The organism is Nostoc sp., assembly GCF_041747015.1.
Classification (GTDB): Bacteria; Cyanobacteriota; Cyanobacteriia; order Cyanobacteriales; family Nostocaceae; genus Nostoc.
This window is the reverse complement of sequence record NZ_JBGTFY010000268.1, coordinates 1-17349: the sequence shown is the minus strand read 5'-3', so window position 1 is coordinate 17349 and position 17349 is coordinate 1. Positions and strand designations below refer to the sequence as shown.

At 41.5% G+C, this 17349-nt stretch carries 16 protein-coding genes; 4 read left to right on the top strand and 12 right to left on the bottom strand.

Annotated elements, in window-relative coordinates; genetic code table 11:
- A partial coding sequence (locus ACEW80_RS22050) for an EH signature domain-containing protein (RefSeq protein WP_373528647.1) occupies positions 1–1181 on the top strand: 1181 nt, incomplete at its 5' end.
- Between the two features lie 6 nt (positions 1182–1187).
- Here ACEW80_RS22050 and ACEW80_RS22045 read toward each other — a convergent pair.
- Together ACEW80_RS22045 and ACEW80_RS22040 are read right to left on the bottom strand one after the other, a co-directional pair.
- On the bottom strand, positions 1188–1493 hold the full coding sequence (locus ACEW80_RS22045) for a type II toxin-antitoxin system RelE/ParE family toxin (protein ID WP_373528646.1): 306 nt from the start codon (positions 1491–1493) through the stop codon (positions 1188–1190).
- 3 nt (positions 1494–1496) lie between these two features.
- Positions 1497–1766 (bottom strand): type II toxin-antitoxin system ParD family antitoxin, encoded by a 270-nt coding sequence (locus ACEW80_RS22040; RefSeq protein WP_373528645.1) that lies wholly within the window; start codon positions 1764–1766, stop codon positions 1497–1499.
- A gap of 272 nt (positions 1767–2038) precedes the next feature.
- Here ACEW80_RS22040 and ACEW80_RS22035 point away from each other — a divergent pair, with 272 nt between their 5' ends.
- Positions 2039–2761: a TerC family protein gene (locus ACEW80_RS22035; protein WP_373528644.1), complete on the top strand. Its 723-nt coding sequence runs from the start codon at positions 2039–2041 to the stop codon at positions 2759–2761.
- Between the two features lie 70 nt (positions 2762–2831).
- Here ACEW80_RS22035 and ndk read toward each other — a convergent pair whose 3' ends face one another.
- Positions 2832–3281, bottom strand: coding sequence for a nucleoside-diphosphate kinase (gene ndk, locus ACEW80_RS22030; RefSeq protein WP_373528643.1), 450 nt, complete (start codon positions 3279–3281; stop codon positions 2832–2834).
- Positions 3282–3568: 287 nt separating this feature from the next.
- On the opposite strand from ndk, the gene speA reads away from it, so the two are divergent.
- Positions 3569–5587 carry a biosynthetic arginine decarboxylase gene (gene speA, locus ACEW80_RS22025; RefSeq protein WP_373528642.1) on the top strand — a complete coding sequence of 673 codons (2019 nt, stop codon included), beginning with the start codon at positions 3569–3571 and terminating at the stop codon, positions 5585–5587.
- 231 nt (positions 5588–5818) lie between these two features.
- Here the strand turns inward: speA and ACEW80_RS22020 are convergent, their stop codons facing one another.
- The 3 genes from ACEW80_RS22020 to ACEW80_RS22010 all read right to left on the bottom strand — a co-directional run bounded on the left by ACEW80_RS22020 (position 5819) and on the right by ACEW80_RS22010 (position 9509).
- Positions 5819–6988, bottom strand: a complete 1170-nt coding sequence (locus tag ACEW80_RS22020; RefSeq protein WP_373528641.1) for a sugar phosphate nucleotidyltransferase — start codon at positions 6986–6988, stop codon at positions 5819–5821.
- A gap of 232 nt (positions 6989–7220) precedes the next feature.
- Complete coding sequence (locus ACEW80_RS22015) at positions 7221–8051, bottom strand: segregation/condensation protein A (protein ID WP_373528640.1); 831 nt, start codon at positions 8049–8051, stop codon at positions 7221–7223.
- A gap of 372 nt (positions 8052–8423) precedes the next feature.
- Entirely contained in the window at positions 8424–9509 is a 1086-nt protein-coding gene (locus ACEW80_RS22010; protein ID WP_373528639.1) for an AI-2E family transporter, read from the bottom strand.
- 127 nt (positions 9510–9636) lie between these two features.
- Between ACEW80_RS22010 and pdxH the strand changes: the two genes are divergently transcribed.
- Positions 9637–10281, top strand: a complete 645-nt coding sequence (gene pdxH, locus ACEW80_RS22005; protein WP_373528638.1) for a pyridoxamine 5'-phosphate oxidase — start codon at positions 9637–9639, stop codon at positions 10279–10281.
- Between the two features lie 66 nt (positions 10282–10347).
- Here pdxH and ACEW80_RS22000 read toward each other — a convergent pair whose 3' ends face one another.
- The 6 genes from ACEW80_RS22000 to ACEW80_RS21975 form a co-directional block, all read right to left on the bottom strand.
- Complete coding sequence (locus ACEW80_RS22000; protein ID WP_373528637.1) at positions 10348–10968, bottom strand: FMN-dependent NADH-azoreductase; 621 nt, start codon at positions 10966–10968, stop codon at positions 10348–10350.
- Between the two features lie 188 nt (positions 10969–11156).
- Complete coding sequence (locus tag ACEW80_RS21995; RefSeq protein WP_373528648.1) at positions 11157–11990, bottom strand: DUF3153 domain-containing protein; 834 nt, start codon at positions 11988–11990, stop codon at positions 11157–11159.
- Positions 11991–12476: 486 nt separating this feature from the next.
- Entirely contained in the window at positions 12477–13775 is a 1299-nt protein-coding gene (locus tag ACEW80_RS21990; protein ID WP_373528636.1) for a glycosyltransferase, read from the bottom strand.
- 33 nt (positions 13776–13808) lie between these two features.
- Complete coding sequence (locus ACEW80_RS21985) at positions 13809–14312, bottom strand: coenzyme F420 hydrogenase/dehydrogenase beta subunit N-terminal domain-containing protein (RefSeq protein WP_373528635.1); 504 nt, start codon at positions 14310–14312, stop codon at positions 13809–13811.
- Between the two features lie 61 nt (positions 14313–14373).
- Positions 14374–15414, bottom strand: a complete 1041-nt coding sequence (locus tag ACEW80_RS21980; protein WP_373528634.1) for a polysaccharide pyruvyl transferase family protein — start codon at positions 15412–15414, stop codon at positions 14374–14376.
- Positions 15411–16943, bottom strand: coding sequence for a lipopolysaccharide biosynthesis protein (locus ACEW80_RS21975; protein ID WP_373528633.1), 1533 nt, complete (start codon positions 16941–16943; stop codon positions 15411–15413). Before ACEW80_RS21975 ends, ACEW80_RS21980 begins: the two co-directional genes overlap by 4 nt.
- Positions 16944–17349: the final 406 nt, after the last annotated feature.

Here is a 17349-nt window from a genome sequence, read left to right as displayed (position 1 = left end):
GGAAAACATCAGCAGCTATTTGGAAGGTAGCAATTTATAATTCATGGCTGCAACATCAGCTATTGTGGCGTTTAGCTCTTTATTATGGTGATCAGCAAGAACAGGTGTTAGCACAGTCTTTAGCTGAATCTTTTGATGTCTTTGCTAATTCTGACTTAGTTAGTCACCTGCTACCAGTTAAAATTATTCGGGCGCTTTGCAGTAAACAATCAGGTAGAGAATTAGCAAAAATTGCTTGTGAACAACGTCTTAATCGAACTGAATTGCTAAACACAATCCGAGAATATTTGCCTGTTTGGATTCAATTATTTACCAAATTTATAGAAGACATTACCCCCTATTTTACTAAAATTATTTCTCCAAATCAGCAGCAAATAAAATGGCTGTTAAGTTGTTTTGATGAAATGTCAGAGAGTCAGCAAATAAAAGCTGTTAATTATTTACTAACAAATGTTTCTAATGATATAGCAACCAATCATTCTTTACTGGTTGATTGGTTGAGACATAACTATAGAAATGGTGAAAAATGGTATAAACTTTCAGACCCAGCAACGCAAAGACTTCGAGAGTGGATTGGAGGTATCAATTATGGTGATTTCCAAAAGTTAGTAAATCTAATATTGAACAAGCTCGATTTACCAGACTTCGAGTCAAATCGGCTATGTAGTCGCAGGGACTTTTGGGCTAATTACAGTAACCGCTTTGAACAGCTTCGCATCTTGTTACCCAAGACATCACAAATTGCCATAGGGTATCAAATCCAAGATGATGTTGATCTACTAAAGGATGATGGTAGCGATCCGACAGAGGTGTGTATATTCGATTTTGGTGAGTGGTTTGTAGTCGAATTCTTTCGTGGAAGAGGTGGTGAGACGCGCCTGTTTCCTAAAAATTTTAGAAATCAGCAAATCCTTTTTGGTGAATCCACACTTTCAGTTAAACGTATTCGCTGTCTGGGTGGCGATAAGCACGATCATGTCTTTCTTTGGCAGGTATTTTCCCGCATCTGGCTTGCAAATAATGGAATTTTGCCTAATCAAGATACCCAGCCTTCCAGAACCCCTACAACATCTCAATTACAAAACCGAGAAAACAGGCTTGAGCGGTGGAAAAGGGAAATTGAATATTTAGAATGGGAAGCTAAAGCCTACTGTAACAAGATTTGTTTTTTAATAGACTGAAAATTATTACCTTGAATCATCATCTAAAAACAGCGTCTCTAAATCACGATAGCCACTCACTACCCGCACAACTTCAATCCCCTCTGCAATTGGGCGATAAAATATCAAATAATCATCAACTGGAAAGCTTCGCAACGCAGGTAAAAGTTCATCCCGTCTACGTCCCATACTGGAAAACTGTACCAAAGTATCGAACTTTTGAGTAATGAGTGTGAGCAACCTATCTGCGGCATCTGGATTTCCAGTAAATAGGTAATCGTTAATTTCTTGTAAGTCTTTGGTAGCTTGGAACGATAGAAAATATAAACTCATTATTTATTGTGCCTGAGTCTTTCTCAAAACTTGGTTCTTTTGACGCAACTGCTCAATTACTTCTCTACCGTCAAGTCGTAGTCCGTGATCAAGTTCCTCAACCCCAATCATAATTTCCCTTTGGAGTTCCTCAAACCGACCTTTGTAAATACGTTCCCGTTCCTCTAATAGCCTAATGCCTGCAAGAATCACTTCCTCATTTGATGTGTACTTCCCGCTTGCAACCTGACTTTGAATGAACTGCTCAAGCTCGGTCGTTAAGGAAATATTCATAAACTCTTACCATATTTTTGTTCTCATATTCTAATTCTAGATGCGAAATTACAGCAATCCATTACGATCGCATTGCTCTAAATATCAAAACTTATAATGTATTGAATAATACCAGAAATACCATAGTGTCACTGCGATCGCATCGATGCAACCCTCTTTAAAATCCACCACAACCACGTTAAGCTGAATTAGAGTAGCAATTTATTGCGCTTTTTAATATGCAAATCTCTGTGACTGTCAAATTTTAATTTTTTCTGCTTGAGAAACTCGGAATGCTAGACCAAATTTTTGATAACCTCCACTTTCATTTCAGCGTTGAAGCCCTGATAGTTCTGCTGATCCTGATATTTTTAGAGGCGGTGCTATCTGCTGACAATGCGATCGCTCTGGCTGCGATCGCTCAGGGGCTAGAAGACAAAGAACTTGAGCGTAAAGCCCTTAACTTTGGTTTACTGGTTGCCTATGTGCTGCGAATTACCCTGATTCTTACCGCCACCTGGGTACAAAAATTCTGGCAATTTGAACTATTGGGCGGTGCTTACCTACTGTGGTTGGTATTTCAACACTTTACCTCTGAAGAAAGCAAGGACGAGCATCATCACGGGCCGCGTTTTACCTCCTTATTGCAAGCGATCCCCGTGATTGCACTTACAGATTTGGCATTTTCTTTGGATAGCGTCACAACTGCGATCGCAGTTTCTCAAGAAAAATGGCTAGTGCTAACGGGTGCAACAGTTGGTATTATCGCACTGCGATTCATGGCGGGATTGTTTATCCGTTGGCTAGACGAGTATGAAAACCTAGAGGATGCAGGCTATATAACTGTAGCGTTAGTGGGCTTGCGCTTGTTGTTGAAAGTGGTAAATGATAATTTAGTTCCACCAGAATGGTTAATGATTACAGCCATCTTCTTGATTTTAGGCTGGGGATTTGCCAAGCGCGTTGGCACTGAATTACCCCAAGTAGAACCGGAAAAGAGCGAAGTCTCTAAGTAAGTTAGGAGTGAGGAATTAAGAGTTATTAATTATGAATTTTTAACTCCTAACTCCTACTCCTAACTCTCCATTACTCGTGCAACCAGGGTGTTAAATGCGGTTGCCAATTGACCAATTCTTCATCTTTAAACCACAAGGCAATTTCCTGTTGTGCGGTTTCTTGAGCATCGGAACCGTGGATCAAATTGCGGCCAATATTAATCCCCAAATCGCCTCGAATTGTTCCCGGTTCTGCTGTTAAGGGGTTCGTCGCGCCAATGATTTTTCTAGCAGCAGCAATGACACCATCTCCTTCCCATACCATCGCTACTACAGGCGCAGAAATAATAAATTCGACTAAGCCAGCAAAAAATGGTCGTTCTTTGTGAACATCATAGTGTTGTTCAGCTAATTCCCGACTGACTTTCAGGAACTTCAACCCAACTAAGGTAAAACCTTTAGTTTCAAAGCGGCAGATAATTTCACCCACCAATCCACGCTGTACTCCATCAGGCTTAATTGCTAAAAATGTGCGCTCCATTGCCATCTCCCAAAACTTAATAAAGTTTTTATCTAGTCAATTGTGCTGTATCACCGAAGTTCTGAGCTAAGGAAGCCTTAGATCAGACTTCTCTCTTTGTCTTTTGTCCAAGGGTTTTGCACTAATGCCCAATGCCCAATGACACATGACCAATGACACATGACCAATGACACATGACTCTTGACCAATCAGAGTTTATCTTAGAAATTAACCTTGGGTGCATATCGGTTCTGAAATGAATGCGTTAAATTGTTAATTTGTGGGTGAAACACAGAGGTTAGGAAGAAATGGGTGTTGAATCAACTGCTACATCTGACGAGGTGGTACAAGTACCGTCCAATGGACAAAAATCTGAAGTGAAAAATCATAAGCAAAAAAAACTGTTACCACCTAGTCCTACCACAGGAGATTTACCTCGCTCCTGGAAAATTGAGGATAGCGAAGAATTATACCGCATTGAAGGTTGGGGACAACCTTATTTTTCGATTAGCGCTGCTGGACACGTCACCGTGGCACCCAAGGGCGATCGCGGCGGATCTTTAGACTTGTTTGAATTGGTCAACGCCATGAAAGATCGCAACTTGGGACTTCCCATGTTGATTCGCTTTTCCGATATTTTGGAAGACCGGATTGAGCGGTTGAATGCTTGTTTTAATAAAGCGATCGCCCGCTACAACTACCCTGGTGTCTACCGTGGCGTATTTCCCGTCAAGTGCAACCAAGAGCGGCATTTGATTGAAGATTTAGTGAGATTTGGCAAGCCTCATCAATTTGGCTTAGAAGCCGGTTCCAAGCCAGAATTAATGATTGCTCTGGCTGTCCTGGATACACCAGGAGCATTGTTAATTTGCAACGGCTACAAAGACCGAGAATACATCGAAACGGCAATGTTAGCCCAAAGACTAGGACAAACACCAGTCATCGTCTTAGAACAGATTGAAGAGGTTGATTTGGTGATTGATGCCAATCGCCAGTTAGGTATTAAGCCGATATTAGGTGTTCGTGCTAAACTCAGTACCCAAGGTATGGGACGTTGGGGAGCATCTAGTGGCGATCGCGCTAAATTTGGTTTGACAATGCCAGAGGTAATCGAGGCTGTTGACAAGTTACGGGAAGCTAACCTCCTCGATTCTTTGCAGTTGATGCACTTCCACATCGGCTCTCAAATCTCTGCCATCAACGTGATTAAGGATGCCATCCAAGAAGCCAGCCGCATTTATGTAGAATTGTCGATGCTGGGGGCAGATATGAAATACCTTGATGTTGGTGGCGGCTTGGGCGTAGATTATGATGGCTCTCAAACCAACTTCTATGCATCGAAAAATTACAATATGCAGAACTATGCCAACGACATCGTGGCAGAGTTAAAAGATACCTGTGCTGAACGACAGATTACCGTACCAACACTAATTAGTGAAAGTGGACGAGCGCTTGCTTCCCATCAGTCGCTGCTGATTTTTGATGTTCTTAGTACTAGCGATGTCCCCCTCGACGAACCAGAACCTCCGCAAGAGGGAGAATCCCCAATTATTAATTATCTTTGGGAAAGCTATCAATCAATCAATCAAGAGAATTACCAAGAGTTGTACCACGACGCTGCACAATTCAAAGAAGAAGCCATCAGCCGCTTCAACTTAGGAATTTTACGCCTCAGAGAACGAGCCAAAGCCGAACGCCTCTACTGGGCTTGTTGTCAGAAAATTCTCAACATCACTAGACAGCAAGAATACGTACCCGATGAACTGGAAGACCTAGAGAAAATCATGGCTTCCATCTACTATGTGAATATGTCAGTGTTTCAATCAGCACCAGATTGCTGGGCGATCGATCAGCTATTCCCAATTATGCCAATCCACCGCTTGGATGAAGAACCAACGCGGCGGGGAATATTAGCAGACCTCACCTGCGATAGTGATGGTAAAATCGATCGCTTTATTGACCTGCGCGATGTCAAGTCGGTTTTAGAGTTGCACACCTACAAGCCCGGAGAACCCTATTATTTGGGGATGTTCTTGAATGGAGCTTACCAGGAAATCATGGGCAATTTGCACAACTTATTTGGCGACACCAATGCCGTTCACATTCAATTAACGCCCAAAGGCTACCAAATCGAACACGTCGTCAAAGGTGACACCATGAGCGAAGTCGTGAGCTACGTGCAGTATGACTCGGAAGACATGGTGGAAAACATTCGCCAGCGTTGCGAGAAAGCTTTAGAAGAAAAGCGCATCACCCTAGCGGAATCTCAGCGACTGCTACAAACCTACGAGCAGAGTCTCAGAAGATATACGTATCTAAATAGTTAGGGAGTGGAGAATAGTTAGGAGTTAGGAGTGAAGAGTTAAGCTGAAAAACATCTAATTTGCATAACTGAATTAAACATAACTCTTGTGGGGTGGGCATCTTTCCCGCCCTATGAACTGGGCGGGCAAGATGCCCACCCCACAAGATTGGATAAGTTATTTGTTGGAAATCTCTAAAGTTAAGAGTTAGAAGTGGAAAGTGAAACACAAACCCCTAACTCCTAACTCCTAACTTTAACTTACATTTGTTCCTAACAATTCCTCTATCGCTTGTCGCTCAATAGGGGTATGTGATGGCACTGTCTGACGCGCATCGGTAATCAGCCAGTCTAAAGCAGCCGCTTGAACATCGATCGCAGCGCCAGTTTTATCTACACAATAACGTCCAAAGACCAGCTTATCGACCAAGCGGACTCCGGCCCCCAGGCGCGACCATTCAAAGATCACGCTGTTATCTACTGTTGCGCCACTACATATCCAACAATTGGGGCCAATCATCGCTGGACCGACAATTTTAGCTCCGTCTTCTATTCTGGTCATGCCACCAATGTAAACTGGGCCTGTGATATCCACTTTGTCCCAATTTACAGCGACATTTAAGCCAGTGTAGATACCAGGGGCAACTTCATGACCGGGGATTTGCACATTTTTGATTTCACCCAGCAGTACACCGCGAATCGCCCGCCAATAGTCTGGTACTTTACCAATATCTACCCATTCAAAATCCATCGGGATGGCATAAAATGGGGCTTCGACTTCCACCAATTTCGGAAACAATTGGCCACCGATGTCATACTCGACTTCAGAAGGAATGTAATTAAATACCTCTGGCTCAAAGATGTAAATACCTGTGTTGATGTTGGTGCTGAGGGCTTCTTCCGTTGAGGGCTTTTCTTGGAAAGCTTTGATGCGTCCGTCTTCGTCGGTGACAACCACACCGTAGCTAGAGACTTCTTCCTTGGGGACAGATTTTGTGATAATAGTAGCGATCGCCCCTTTAGCTTTATGCCATTTAACCGCCGCAGTTAAATCCAAGTCAATCAAGGCATCACCGCACAAAACCACAAAGGTATCATCAAAAAACGGTGAGAAGTCTTGAATGCGCCGCATCCCTCCAGCCGAACCTATTGCTTCCCCCACGAGTTTACCGTCGTCATCAATTTTGCCTTCAAAGGAATAGGCAATCTGTACACCAAACCGCTGACCATCACGGAAATAGTTTTCTATTTCCTCAGCTAAATGACTAACGTTGACCATAATCTGGTCAAATCCGTGTCGGCGTAACAGTTCTAGCAAGAACTCCATCACTGGCTTTTGCAGGATGGGAATCATCGGTTTGGGAATTGTATAGGTAATCGGACGCACGCGAGTACCTTTACCAGCCGCGAGAATCATCGCTTTCATAAAAATTTATTCCTCAACCACAAGCCAGTTTACTTTTATCGAGTGATACTTAATCATCAGTTTTTATTTCTGCTCGAAGTTATCTCTCAAGACAGGGATAACAGGGATTTAGTGGTTATTGCAACCATAAGTATACTTAGATGACAAGCGATCGCTTATCTTTTCAATTTACTCGGATTTTGGGGCTGAAGCAAAAATCTGTAAATTATCTGTAGGGCTACTTTTGGTTTTCTTAGTTCATTGGCTGCTCAAAAGGTTTGCAGGGGTTAGCTGAATCTTTAAGTAAGCGAATTTTAATCTCATGGTAAAACTCCTCTTGAAATAGCTCTACTTTCGATTGAGCTGAAAGTAGTAGTAACGCCCAGAAAACACTAACTAGGTTACTGTCTTTAGACTCATGTCCAGACCCATTTTGCTTGAGAAGCTTTGTTTGAGTCCACAACTCTACAAGTTGTTCTAAATTTAACCAATTTTGTTCTAAACTTAGCTCTCTTGCAGACAAACTCAACACCTGCTCCAGTTCGCCAGCAACTTCTGTCAGATTTTCTTGGTGAGCTAACTCCAGCGCCTCCCGCATACTTTGGACGCTAGGCTGACGTCTGGGACGGATGGGTTTATTGACTTTTTCTACTAATTTTAGCTGGTTCGCCATGATCTGCAATTGCTCGATTAACTCTTGCAGAGTCACCCGGCGCTTTGGTGGCGGCATTGCCGCTGGACGACGACGCAATTGCCGTTCTAATGGTAAACGATGACCCTGATGTGACACACCGTCTTCACCTTCTAAGAGGGCATCATCTTCTACACCATCCTGTGCATCTCCGACTGTTGACAATTGCATCAAGGTATTGGCTTTGAATAATACCAGCATTGATGCTGACAAAAATGCTTGTCCAGATTGAGACAAGTCCGCTTCATAACCTCTTCCTATTGCCTCCGGTGCCATCAGTTCTAAGTAACGGTCAATCACCTCAATCACTTGGACATCCCAAGGGTCAATTTCCCCCTGCTGGGCTTGGTAGATCAAGAGTGTGATTGTTTCTAATAGCTCGGAAGCTTCCATCAACGGGTTCTAAGTTAATTAATCAGAATCAAAAGACCGTAAATTTAATACTAAACTCATTGACTATTGGCAAAGCGTAGACTCTATAGATTCCCTTGCGCTTCTTTTAATCAGAAATTTCCTGCTGGCAGTATCCTCTAAAATTTGTAATCAATCCTATTGTGAATTGTGAGATTAGATTGTGCAACTTTTAACTTGGTTAGGAATTACGCAAAAGTACACGCTGTAGGAGCAATTTATGAATTACCCCTACCTAAAAATAAGGGTTTTGGTTATTATTTGCGTAAGTCCTGTTGGTGATTAAACATCAGAAGTTAGAACTTAATGTTTCAGCCTCAGAAGGTCATTTTAAGTTTTAACTCCTCTGCCGCCTTAATCAAGGGGCGAGTCATGAGTAATAATGACAGTTGATACAAAGTCACTCGGCTTGCCGCTCTTGATCGCATCGAAAGTGCCTTTAATAGTCCCAGCAATGGGAACAGCAACAAGCGTCCCCAACAACCCAGCAATCTCAAATCCCATTAAAATAGACACAAAAATCCATATAGGATTCAGTCCAATAAAGTTGCCGAGTAACCTGGGAGCTAACAGATTATCTTTAACCTGCTGCATGAGAATCGCTGCTATAGCAACTTGAACTGCCAACCACCAATTTTGCAGCAGTACTAAAATCGTTACTAGACCAATGCCGAGAGATGCCCCAATAAAGGGAATGAGTTCTGAAATCCCGATTAATATGGCAAACAATAGAGCAAAGGGTACCTTCATCACTAAGAAAATTGGCGTCAGGGTTAGCATCATGAAAAGTCCTAACAACAACTGGCTGAGGAAGAAGTTCTGAAAATTTAGGCGCAAGGATGCAGTCAGGGGATCTCCAATATTAGAGGGCAAAAGATTGATCAGACCATGCCAGACGCGATCGCCATATAAAAGCATATAAAATGCCAGCACGATGATTAACACTACGTCAAGCAATCCTGACAGCAGTGTTCCAGCAAATCCCACTGCACCAGCAGCTAGCTGTTGTACCAGATTCTGAATATTGGCATTGATTTGACTGCTCACAACCCTCAGATCAATTGGCAAACGTCTTTGTTTTGCCAGCATCTCAAACTGCTCTAAGTTTGCTTGACTGGCGGTTAACCAATCAGGGATCTTATTTAAGAGTTGGATTGTTTGCTCAATGATCAACGGCACTAGGGTAACGCCCAGAATTCCAAACAAAGTTAATGTTACAAGTAAAACTATGATTACCGCCTGAGCGCGAGTGATTCGATCGCGTTCAAATAACTTAACCGGATAATTTAGGAGAAAAGCCAGAATCGCCGCAATGCTCAAGACGGTAATCGGATGCTGGAAATAGCGAAAAAGCACCGACAGCAGCCAGACATTAAGAGCGATAATTGGACCGCTCAGACCATAAATTAATAGACGTTGAAGGGAGGCCGAACGGCGCATTTTATGCAACCTATTTTAGTTATTCTTTGAGAGCATTTATAAAATTTTTGATGGCGCTGATCATCATCATAGATATTTTTAACAAAGATATGTATAAGCGTATCTGATCGCAAGGAAACAAATCACAATGGACAAAACTGTAGCTGACCTTCGTAAAGACTATACCTTAGAAAGTTTGAGCGAACTTGAAGTTGACCTCAATCCTTTTATCCAATTTAAAAAATGGTTTGAGCAAGCACTAGCAGCACAACTTCCCGAACCAAATGCCATGACTATTGCTACCGCCACCCCAGACGGTAAGCCCTCTGCCAGAATGGTGTTACTCAAGGATTTTGATGAACGGGGCTTTGTCTTATTCACCAACTACAACAGTCACAAAGGGCAAGAACTGGCAGAAAATCCCCAGGTGGCTTTAGTTTTCTGGTGGGCAGAACTAGAACGTCAAGTCCGAATTTATGGGTATGTGGAGAAAGTTTCTGAAACCGAGTCCGACCAGTATTTTGAAAGTCGCCCTAACAAAAGTCGCCTGGGTGCGTGGGTATCTAATCAAAGCGAGGTGATAGAAAGCCGAGAACTTCTGGAGCGACGCTTGCAGGAGTTCCACATTAAATATGAAAATGAAGAAATCCCCCGACCGCCTCATTGGGGAGGCTTACGAGTGATCCCCACCAAAATTGAGTTTTGGCAAGGCCGCCCTAGTCGTCTGCACGATCGCTTACTTTATAGCCGTTTAGATAATGGCACTTGGAAAATTGAGCGATTGTCACCATAAGAAGAGGTGGGCATTGGGCATTGGGGACAAACTTACTGCAATTTCTCCCCCCCTGCTCCCTGCCTCTTACCACTGCGCGATCGCATCTTGAATCGCTGCCCGTGCTTCTGATAGAGATTGGGTACGGGCATCATCACCTTCAGTCAAGCTATTAGCGTTAATAAATTGAATGTCTGTAAGCCCAATAAAGCCGAAAATTGCCCGCAGGTATGGTTCTTGGAAGTCATAAGCAGCGTAAGGAGATGTCGCTCTAAAGTCGTTGCCGCGAGATGTAATGATAACTGCCTTTTTACCCTCGACTAAGCCTCTTAAGCCTTGAGGATCTATAGCAAAAGTCCGGTTAGGGCGAACTATTTGGTCAATGTAAGCCTTGAAAGTGGAAGGTATATTAAAGTTATACATTGGCACTCCAAAGACGTAGCGATCGGCAGCCAAAAACTCATCCACTAACTCGTTAGAAATCCTAATTGCCTCAGTTAATTCTGGGGTATGGGTTTCTGGTGGTGAGAATGATGCTGCAATCCAAGGTTCATCGACGTGAGGAACTGGGTGATGGCCTAAATCTCGATAAGCGATCGCATCTTCAGGATGCGCTGCCCTCCAACCACTGACGAATTCTTTAGATAGTTCTCTGGAGTGCGATCGTTCAGCACGGGGGCTGGAATCAATATGTAGAATGTTTACCACCAAATATCTCCTGATTAGCTAGCATTTACTGCTTTTACTGCTTTTACTGTTTTTGAGTCTCAATTTCAAAGCATTACATCAGATACTAAAAGTAACTAGTTACTAAAGTAAAGTAGTTACCATAAAGTAAGTAAAAAAGCCGATGGAGAACGCATCGGCTTCGCTGACAATACTAAACAATGAATAGTCTACTGATCTTGAACGGTGGCTGCTTTGGCAGGAAATTGAATTCTGGGATCTGGCATGAAATTATATCTCAAGTACAATCCTCCCCAGACAAACAAGATAATAAACAACGTACCAATACCAAGGGGACTAGGAAGCCAGAAAACAGCTTCTATGTGGTTTAGCTTACCAGGCTGGAGTTTCCACACCAGTTGATTGCCATTTTTTTCTGGCGTCATGGCAGTTTCAGTTTGTTGAATGTTTTTGACTCCCCAAGGAGTCTTTAAGCTAAATTCCAAGTCGAGAATTGAACCAGCATTAGCCAGGACGTTACCTTTGCTAGCGATTAGAGAGAGCGATCGCAAATCCAAATCATAAATCAACCGATTTCGGACTAAAAGTAAAAAATTATTCTGCTCCAAGAGTACGTTTGATTCAATTTTCGGCAGTTCTGAGTCAGATTCGCTCTGCACAGACCCAGAGGGTTCATTAACACCAGAGTTAAAAAACTCATTGAATTTCTCTTGCAATTCCCTACCACTACTAAAAGGAATTGTTACAATAACTTCCTTCTGGGAAACTCGCTGCACTTTACCCTCTAGTTTACGGGTACGACGTTCTATGCTGTTTAACCATTCGTACACATAATCGCCACTAAAACTAGTTAGGCGCTCTCCCAACTTGATATGCTGTACTACTTCGCCACTATTTGAATTATCAAAGTTAATCCCCATATCGTAATTAACACAGCCAGTCAGTAGCAGGGACGTTAATAGCACTAGCCACAAAATAGGATTTTGCATCGGGAAGACACGGTTCCTTCGATTTTGACCAATTAATGGTGAGAGAAATTCCATTTTTGCTAACACAAAACTAAATGGTCTGATTAACTGCAAGAAAATTTTTCTTAAAGTTTAACAATTCACCACTATAAATCTCTCCAAAAGTCAAATTTCTTAGCTACTTTTGACTTTTATCTCAACGGGAGCCACTGCGTTGCAGGGGTTCCACATTGTAGCAAGTGGCGTGAGATGCCAAGAGAAATAGGACTTTCCACACCAGTTCCTATAACTTTAGCAACCAACTGCCTTCCCTAGAGAAACTGCCAAAAAGGTTTCCCACTTTATGCAAACTGCTAAGTGAACGCCCCTACGAATATTCAAAAATTATCAGAGTCTGACACTCTCAGGGCTAAAAGTCGAATCCATTACGCTTTGGCAGCTTTAGATTATTAAACAAGATTTCCAAAAATTTGCTCAGAAAGTCAAATACTCAGCAATATCTTTGCCTAATTGACATTTCAGCTACTAATATAATGAAATTCTTTAATGGAGATATCAAGATTATGGAGAAGAATCAACAGAACTACAAGTAATGTTAGATATTGTATTGCTCATTGACTTATTTGAACTATCATCTAATAAATTTTGATATATTTCCACTAATTCCTCATTTAGCTTACTTATATTGTAATATTTTTCTACAAAGCTCCTACCTGCTGCACCCATCTCAGGCCATACTTCTGGATGCTTGACCAAATAGCTCAACTTCTCAGTCAATGCCTCCACATCTCTCTCTGGAACAAGAAAGCCTGAAATACCGTCTTGAACTAATTCTGGAATCCCACTGTGCTGAGTAGATACTACTGGCAAACCCATCGCCATTGTCTCCATTAACGCAACAGGAATACCTTCTTGATCACCTGTGCTACTGGTTACACTAGGAGCCAAAACGATATGTGAGTTATTGAGAACCGCAATTACTTCTGGTTGCGGCTGTGAGCCTATTAGTTTTACGCTGTCACCAACGCCTAGTTCTTTAATTAACTGTTGTAATTTTTCCCTTAGGTAGCCATTACCTACAATAGTGTACTGAATATTCAAATTGCTAGCGATCAATTTAGCAACTGCCCGAATACCATACTCCACACCTTTTTTTTCAACCAATCGAGCGACTGTTACAATATTAACTTGGCCATCAGGTTGAGGTTTGCGTACAGCAAAGGCAAATCTTTGACAATCAATTCCCATATGATGTACAGCTATTTTGTCAGTACATCCCATTTCAATTAAGCGTTGTTTCCAATGTTGACTAATTGGTAAAAAAAGATCGCCGAGATTGAATAAGATGTCGTATGCTTGCTCTCCATGTTGCTTTAGATAGGTGGTCATGTCATAGCCATGAAACACAGTGATTATCTTTCCTTGAATAGCACCAATTTGACGCCATAAGACTGCCTTTAAACCGAATGGACCAAAGTGGCAGTGGATAATGTCATAATTTTGTTTATGTTTTAGCAGTATAATCGTCGCGTAGAATAATTGTAAGGATATAGCTTGGATACCATATTTGAAAAAATTTAACGATTCTATTAATGGTACAGAGTGTTTAGAGAAGTTTGCTGTTAACCAGATCAAAGCTTTGATCATTCGCACAACATTATTTTCAGGGCCCTTATTATAATAGTAGGTATGTTCAAGAAGGTGATACTTTTCAACATCAGGGTGTATTTTTGAAATATTTCCTACCTTATGAGCGTAAATATCAACTTCATGCCCAAGCTCTATTAAACCTGTAATTTGGTTAAGGATAAAAGTTTCAGAGACACTTGGAAAAGGGTGAACAATAAAAGCTATTTTCATCAATAAATATCCTCAATTATTAAGCCATACTACTTAGCTTGCAATATGACACGCCAGCCAAATTTTCACAAAATTTGATTTCGGATCAGTTTCCGATGGTTTTTGTCCATGCACATGAATTACAGCATCAATCAAACCTTGACTAAATAGTTCATTAATAATCCATGTACCCATACCACCCGAACTACCATGCTGGCGAAAATCTTTCTCTGAGACGAATCCAGCATAATTAGCCCAGTAGTAACCAATCCGGTTATGGTGCTGGCAATTCTCACTAAAAAGCTCTTGACCTATTTGGTCTTCGTTGGCACTAACACCTGAAAATGGGCATACTGCCAGCACAGAAAGATTAGAAGCTTTACTATCATTTGAAGGGTCTAGTGATGCACAAAAACGACCATATTTATCTAATTTCATAGTAATTGGTGAATCCTGAACTGATGCACAGGCTCCGCAACCAATACAATATCCACCTGTAACTACGGTATTAAATAGAGTGGATACTTCTTCTGATTCATTTTGGTGTATTTTAGACATTTATCCTTCAATTTAGGGTAGATTCATTAATGGAGAAATGTTAATTCCTTAAGTGTTCAATTCATTTAACACCAATTGTCTTAGGAATTGTATCAAAATATGTTTTATTCCAATCAGGAACTTCTCTACTTTCAACAGATAAACACTCCTCTACCGCTGAGGGAATTGCATCAATGTTAGGCACAAATTTTAGGAAAGGAATTTCTTTAAACCAGTGCATTGCAGAAGTCAATTTATGATCTACAGTTGGCAATACTACACATGGTTTTCGGCATAAAACTGTAAAGATTAAGCCGTGATAACGATCAGTTACTACAACATCCGCAGCCTGAAATAAATCAAGTGCACGTTCTAAAACGTCCTGTCTTTGATTAACTTTAATAGGGCTTGCAATTGTTGTATCAAAGTAGGTGCAATCATAAGGCAGCTTTTCAGCTATTTCCTTTCGCTGCTCTACATTTAAAGCAGATTCGTCATCAAGCCGCAAACAAAGAAGGACTTTTGGTGGGTTATTCTTTCTATCTGACTGCCTTGGAGGTAATGAAAGTACGAAGTCAGGCATACAGAATGTTTGAGCTTTGGGAAATAACTCTTTAGCCAACTCACCACTTTGCGGATCGCGACCTATGACTGTGAGATTTGGGTGAGTAGCATAAATTTGGCGTGTATTCTCCCTCTCTGTTCTGCCAGTTGGAGTATCACTAAAGGAAATCGTTTGTGGTAAACTAACAATTTGGTTCTGAGGGAAGGAACTGATCAGTAAACGCCGAATAGTCTCAGACCAAATACCACGATTGCCTAGATTTCCTCCACTGTGAAGGAAAAATAAATCACCTGGTTGAACCAATTGCTTCAACGCTGGAATAAACTTTTTAGATTCATCTTTATCCAGCTCAATCACTGGCAATTCCGGAAAGTGTTTTTGTAGCCAAAGCCTGATGGCAATTACCTGAGCATGATCTCCTATATTTTTTAATTTAGGTGGAGGGGTCAAAGCATAAATAATTTTGCGCTGGTTTTTTAAGTATTTATGAGTGGAGAAAAAATTTGCATCTTGTACTTTGTGGACAACTGGACGAACAATTTCTTTAATGGTAGTCATGATGCTGAATTTTCGCTTTTACGTTTGGTGATCAATGGTATTAAATTCTTAAAATCTTGAAGTGCCGCTCTTCCTGCTGGTAAAGCAATAAGAACTAATAAAGTTATTGCTATATTAATTAAAAAAGCTATGGTAAGGCTAATTATCGGATGGAATATCCCTAACCACTGACGACTTACTAGTAGGACACATAAACTCCATAAAGATGCAAGGGTAGATGGCGCCATTGTGCGATACAAGTCCCTGCCTTTAACTGAGCCAGACCGTCCAACATACCAGAACAATATGGGTGTACGAATGAGTAAACCAGATATTGAATAGGAGGCAGCTACACCGATTGCTCCCCACTGTACACCAAAAACAATAGCCGTAGCCGACAATATACTGCCAACAATTCCCCACTGAAACATATGATTAGTGCGTCCTTGGGTAATGAAAAGCCAACCAGTTGTATTTGCAACAGGCTGAGTGAAAGCTGCAATACCGAGCAGTGAAAATATCGGAGTGGCGTCAATCCATTGTGGCCCCAGAAGTAACAACACTATCCAGTCGGAGGTTGCAATCATGAATACAACTAGGGGTGCAGTGATGATAGTTAGCTTTTCTAGAATTCGTAGGTATGCTTGTCGATAGCGCTCTGGTGAATCGACTAATCTACTCAAAGCCGGTATAGCTACCTTTTGAAATGGTCCATTGATTTGTTGGAGTGGCAACAATAGCAATTGATAAGCTTTGGCATATAAACCTAACTGTTGCGCTCCCCAAACTTTTCCGATAAGTAAATTATCAAGGTTACGGGCAAAGTAATTGACAATATTGAAGCCAGTTAGATTGCCACCAAAAACTAGCATAGAGCGCACTCCTGATTGTCTAGCAGGAAGACTTGGACGCCAGCTACATACAGTCCAAAGTCCGACAGTGCTAACAATTCCCGTCACTAGTGGCAAAATTACCAGAGCCCAATAGCCTAAACCAAATCTGGCCGCAACGATCGCACTTCCAATGCCAATCGTTACAGATACAATCTCGTTGATCGTCAGCGCTTTGTACTGCATCTGGCGGTTGAGCAAAGCAGAGTGTTGAACACCCAACCCACTGATAATAAATCCCGATCCTAGACTTAGAGTAATCCAGAACAAGCGTGGTTCCTGATAAAACCAAGCGATTACGGGTGCGATCGCTACCGTAACTAGCATAGTTACGATACCTAGTGCTACGTTCACCCAAAATAGGGTACTAACTTGCTGGTGATTAATCTCTTCCTTCTGAACAGTTGCCGCTGACAACCCCAAGTCTTTAAATATGGCGACAAGACCAGTAACTACAGTTACCATACCTACCAAGCCATAATCTTGTGGTGTTAATAATCGAGCCAACACCACATTTGATCCTAGAGTCAAGCAAAATTTCACACTTTGGGCACCAAGAGTAACTGCTCCACCCCTAACAGAGCGCCCTTTCAAGTCAGTCTTAAGATGTTCAGTACGGAAGTACTGATTATTTTTATCACTAGAAGCACGGTTTTTCATGTATCAGGTCTAAATTTCTAGCCGATATATTGCTATCAATTAAATAAAAACTGGTTGTTTCAGCCGTTGGAGCAAATATACCAATCAAAATGGTAACAAAGGAAACACTGAATTGAAGATCCAGATCATTAAAAATCTAGTGATTTCACTGGTGCTTTTGAGTTTCTTTTATTTGATCTAAAAATTGCCGGAAATGTTCTAGAGTAATTTTGCCATAGTTTTTTGGCTAATTAGCAACTATTTTAGAAACTTTTTTCAAAAACCATACTTAGGGCTTGCTGAACAAAAGTGAAACATAGTCTAGGTAAGGGTTTTGAGCATTTTTTCACCAAGCAAGTGCAAGACTATAGCATCCAGAGGTTCAAAAACCTTGCACTTTCGTCGGCGAGCGCCGGGCAAATTGGGA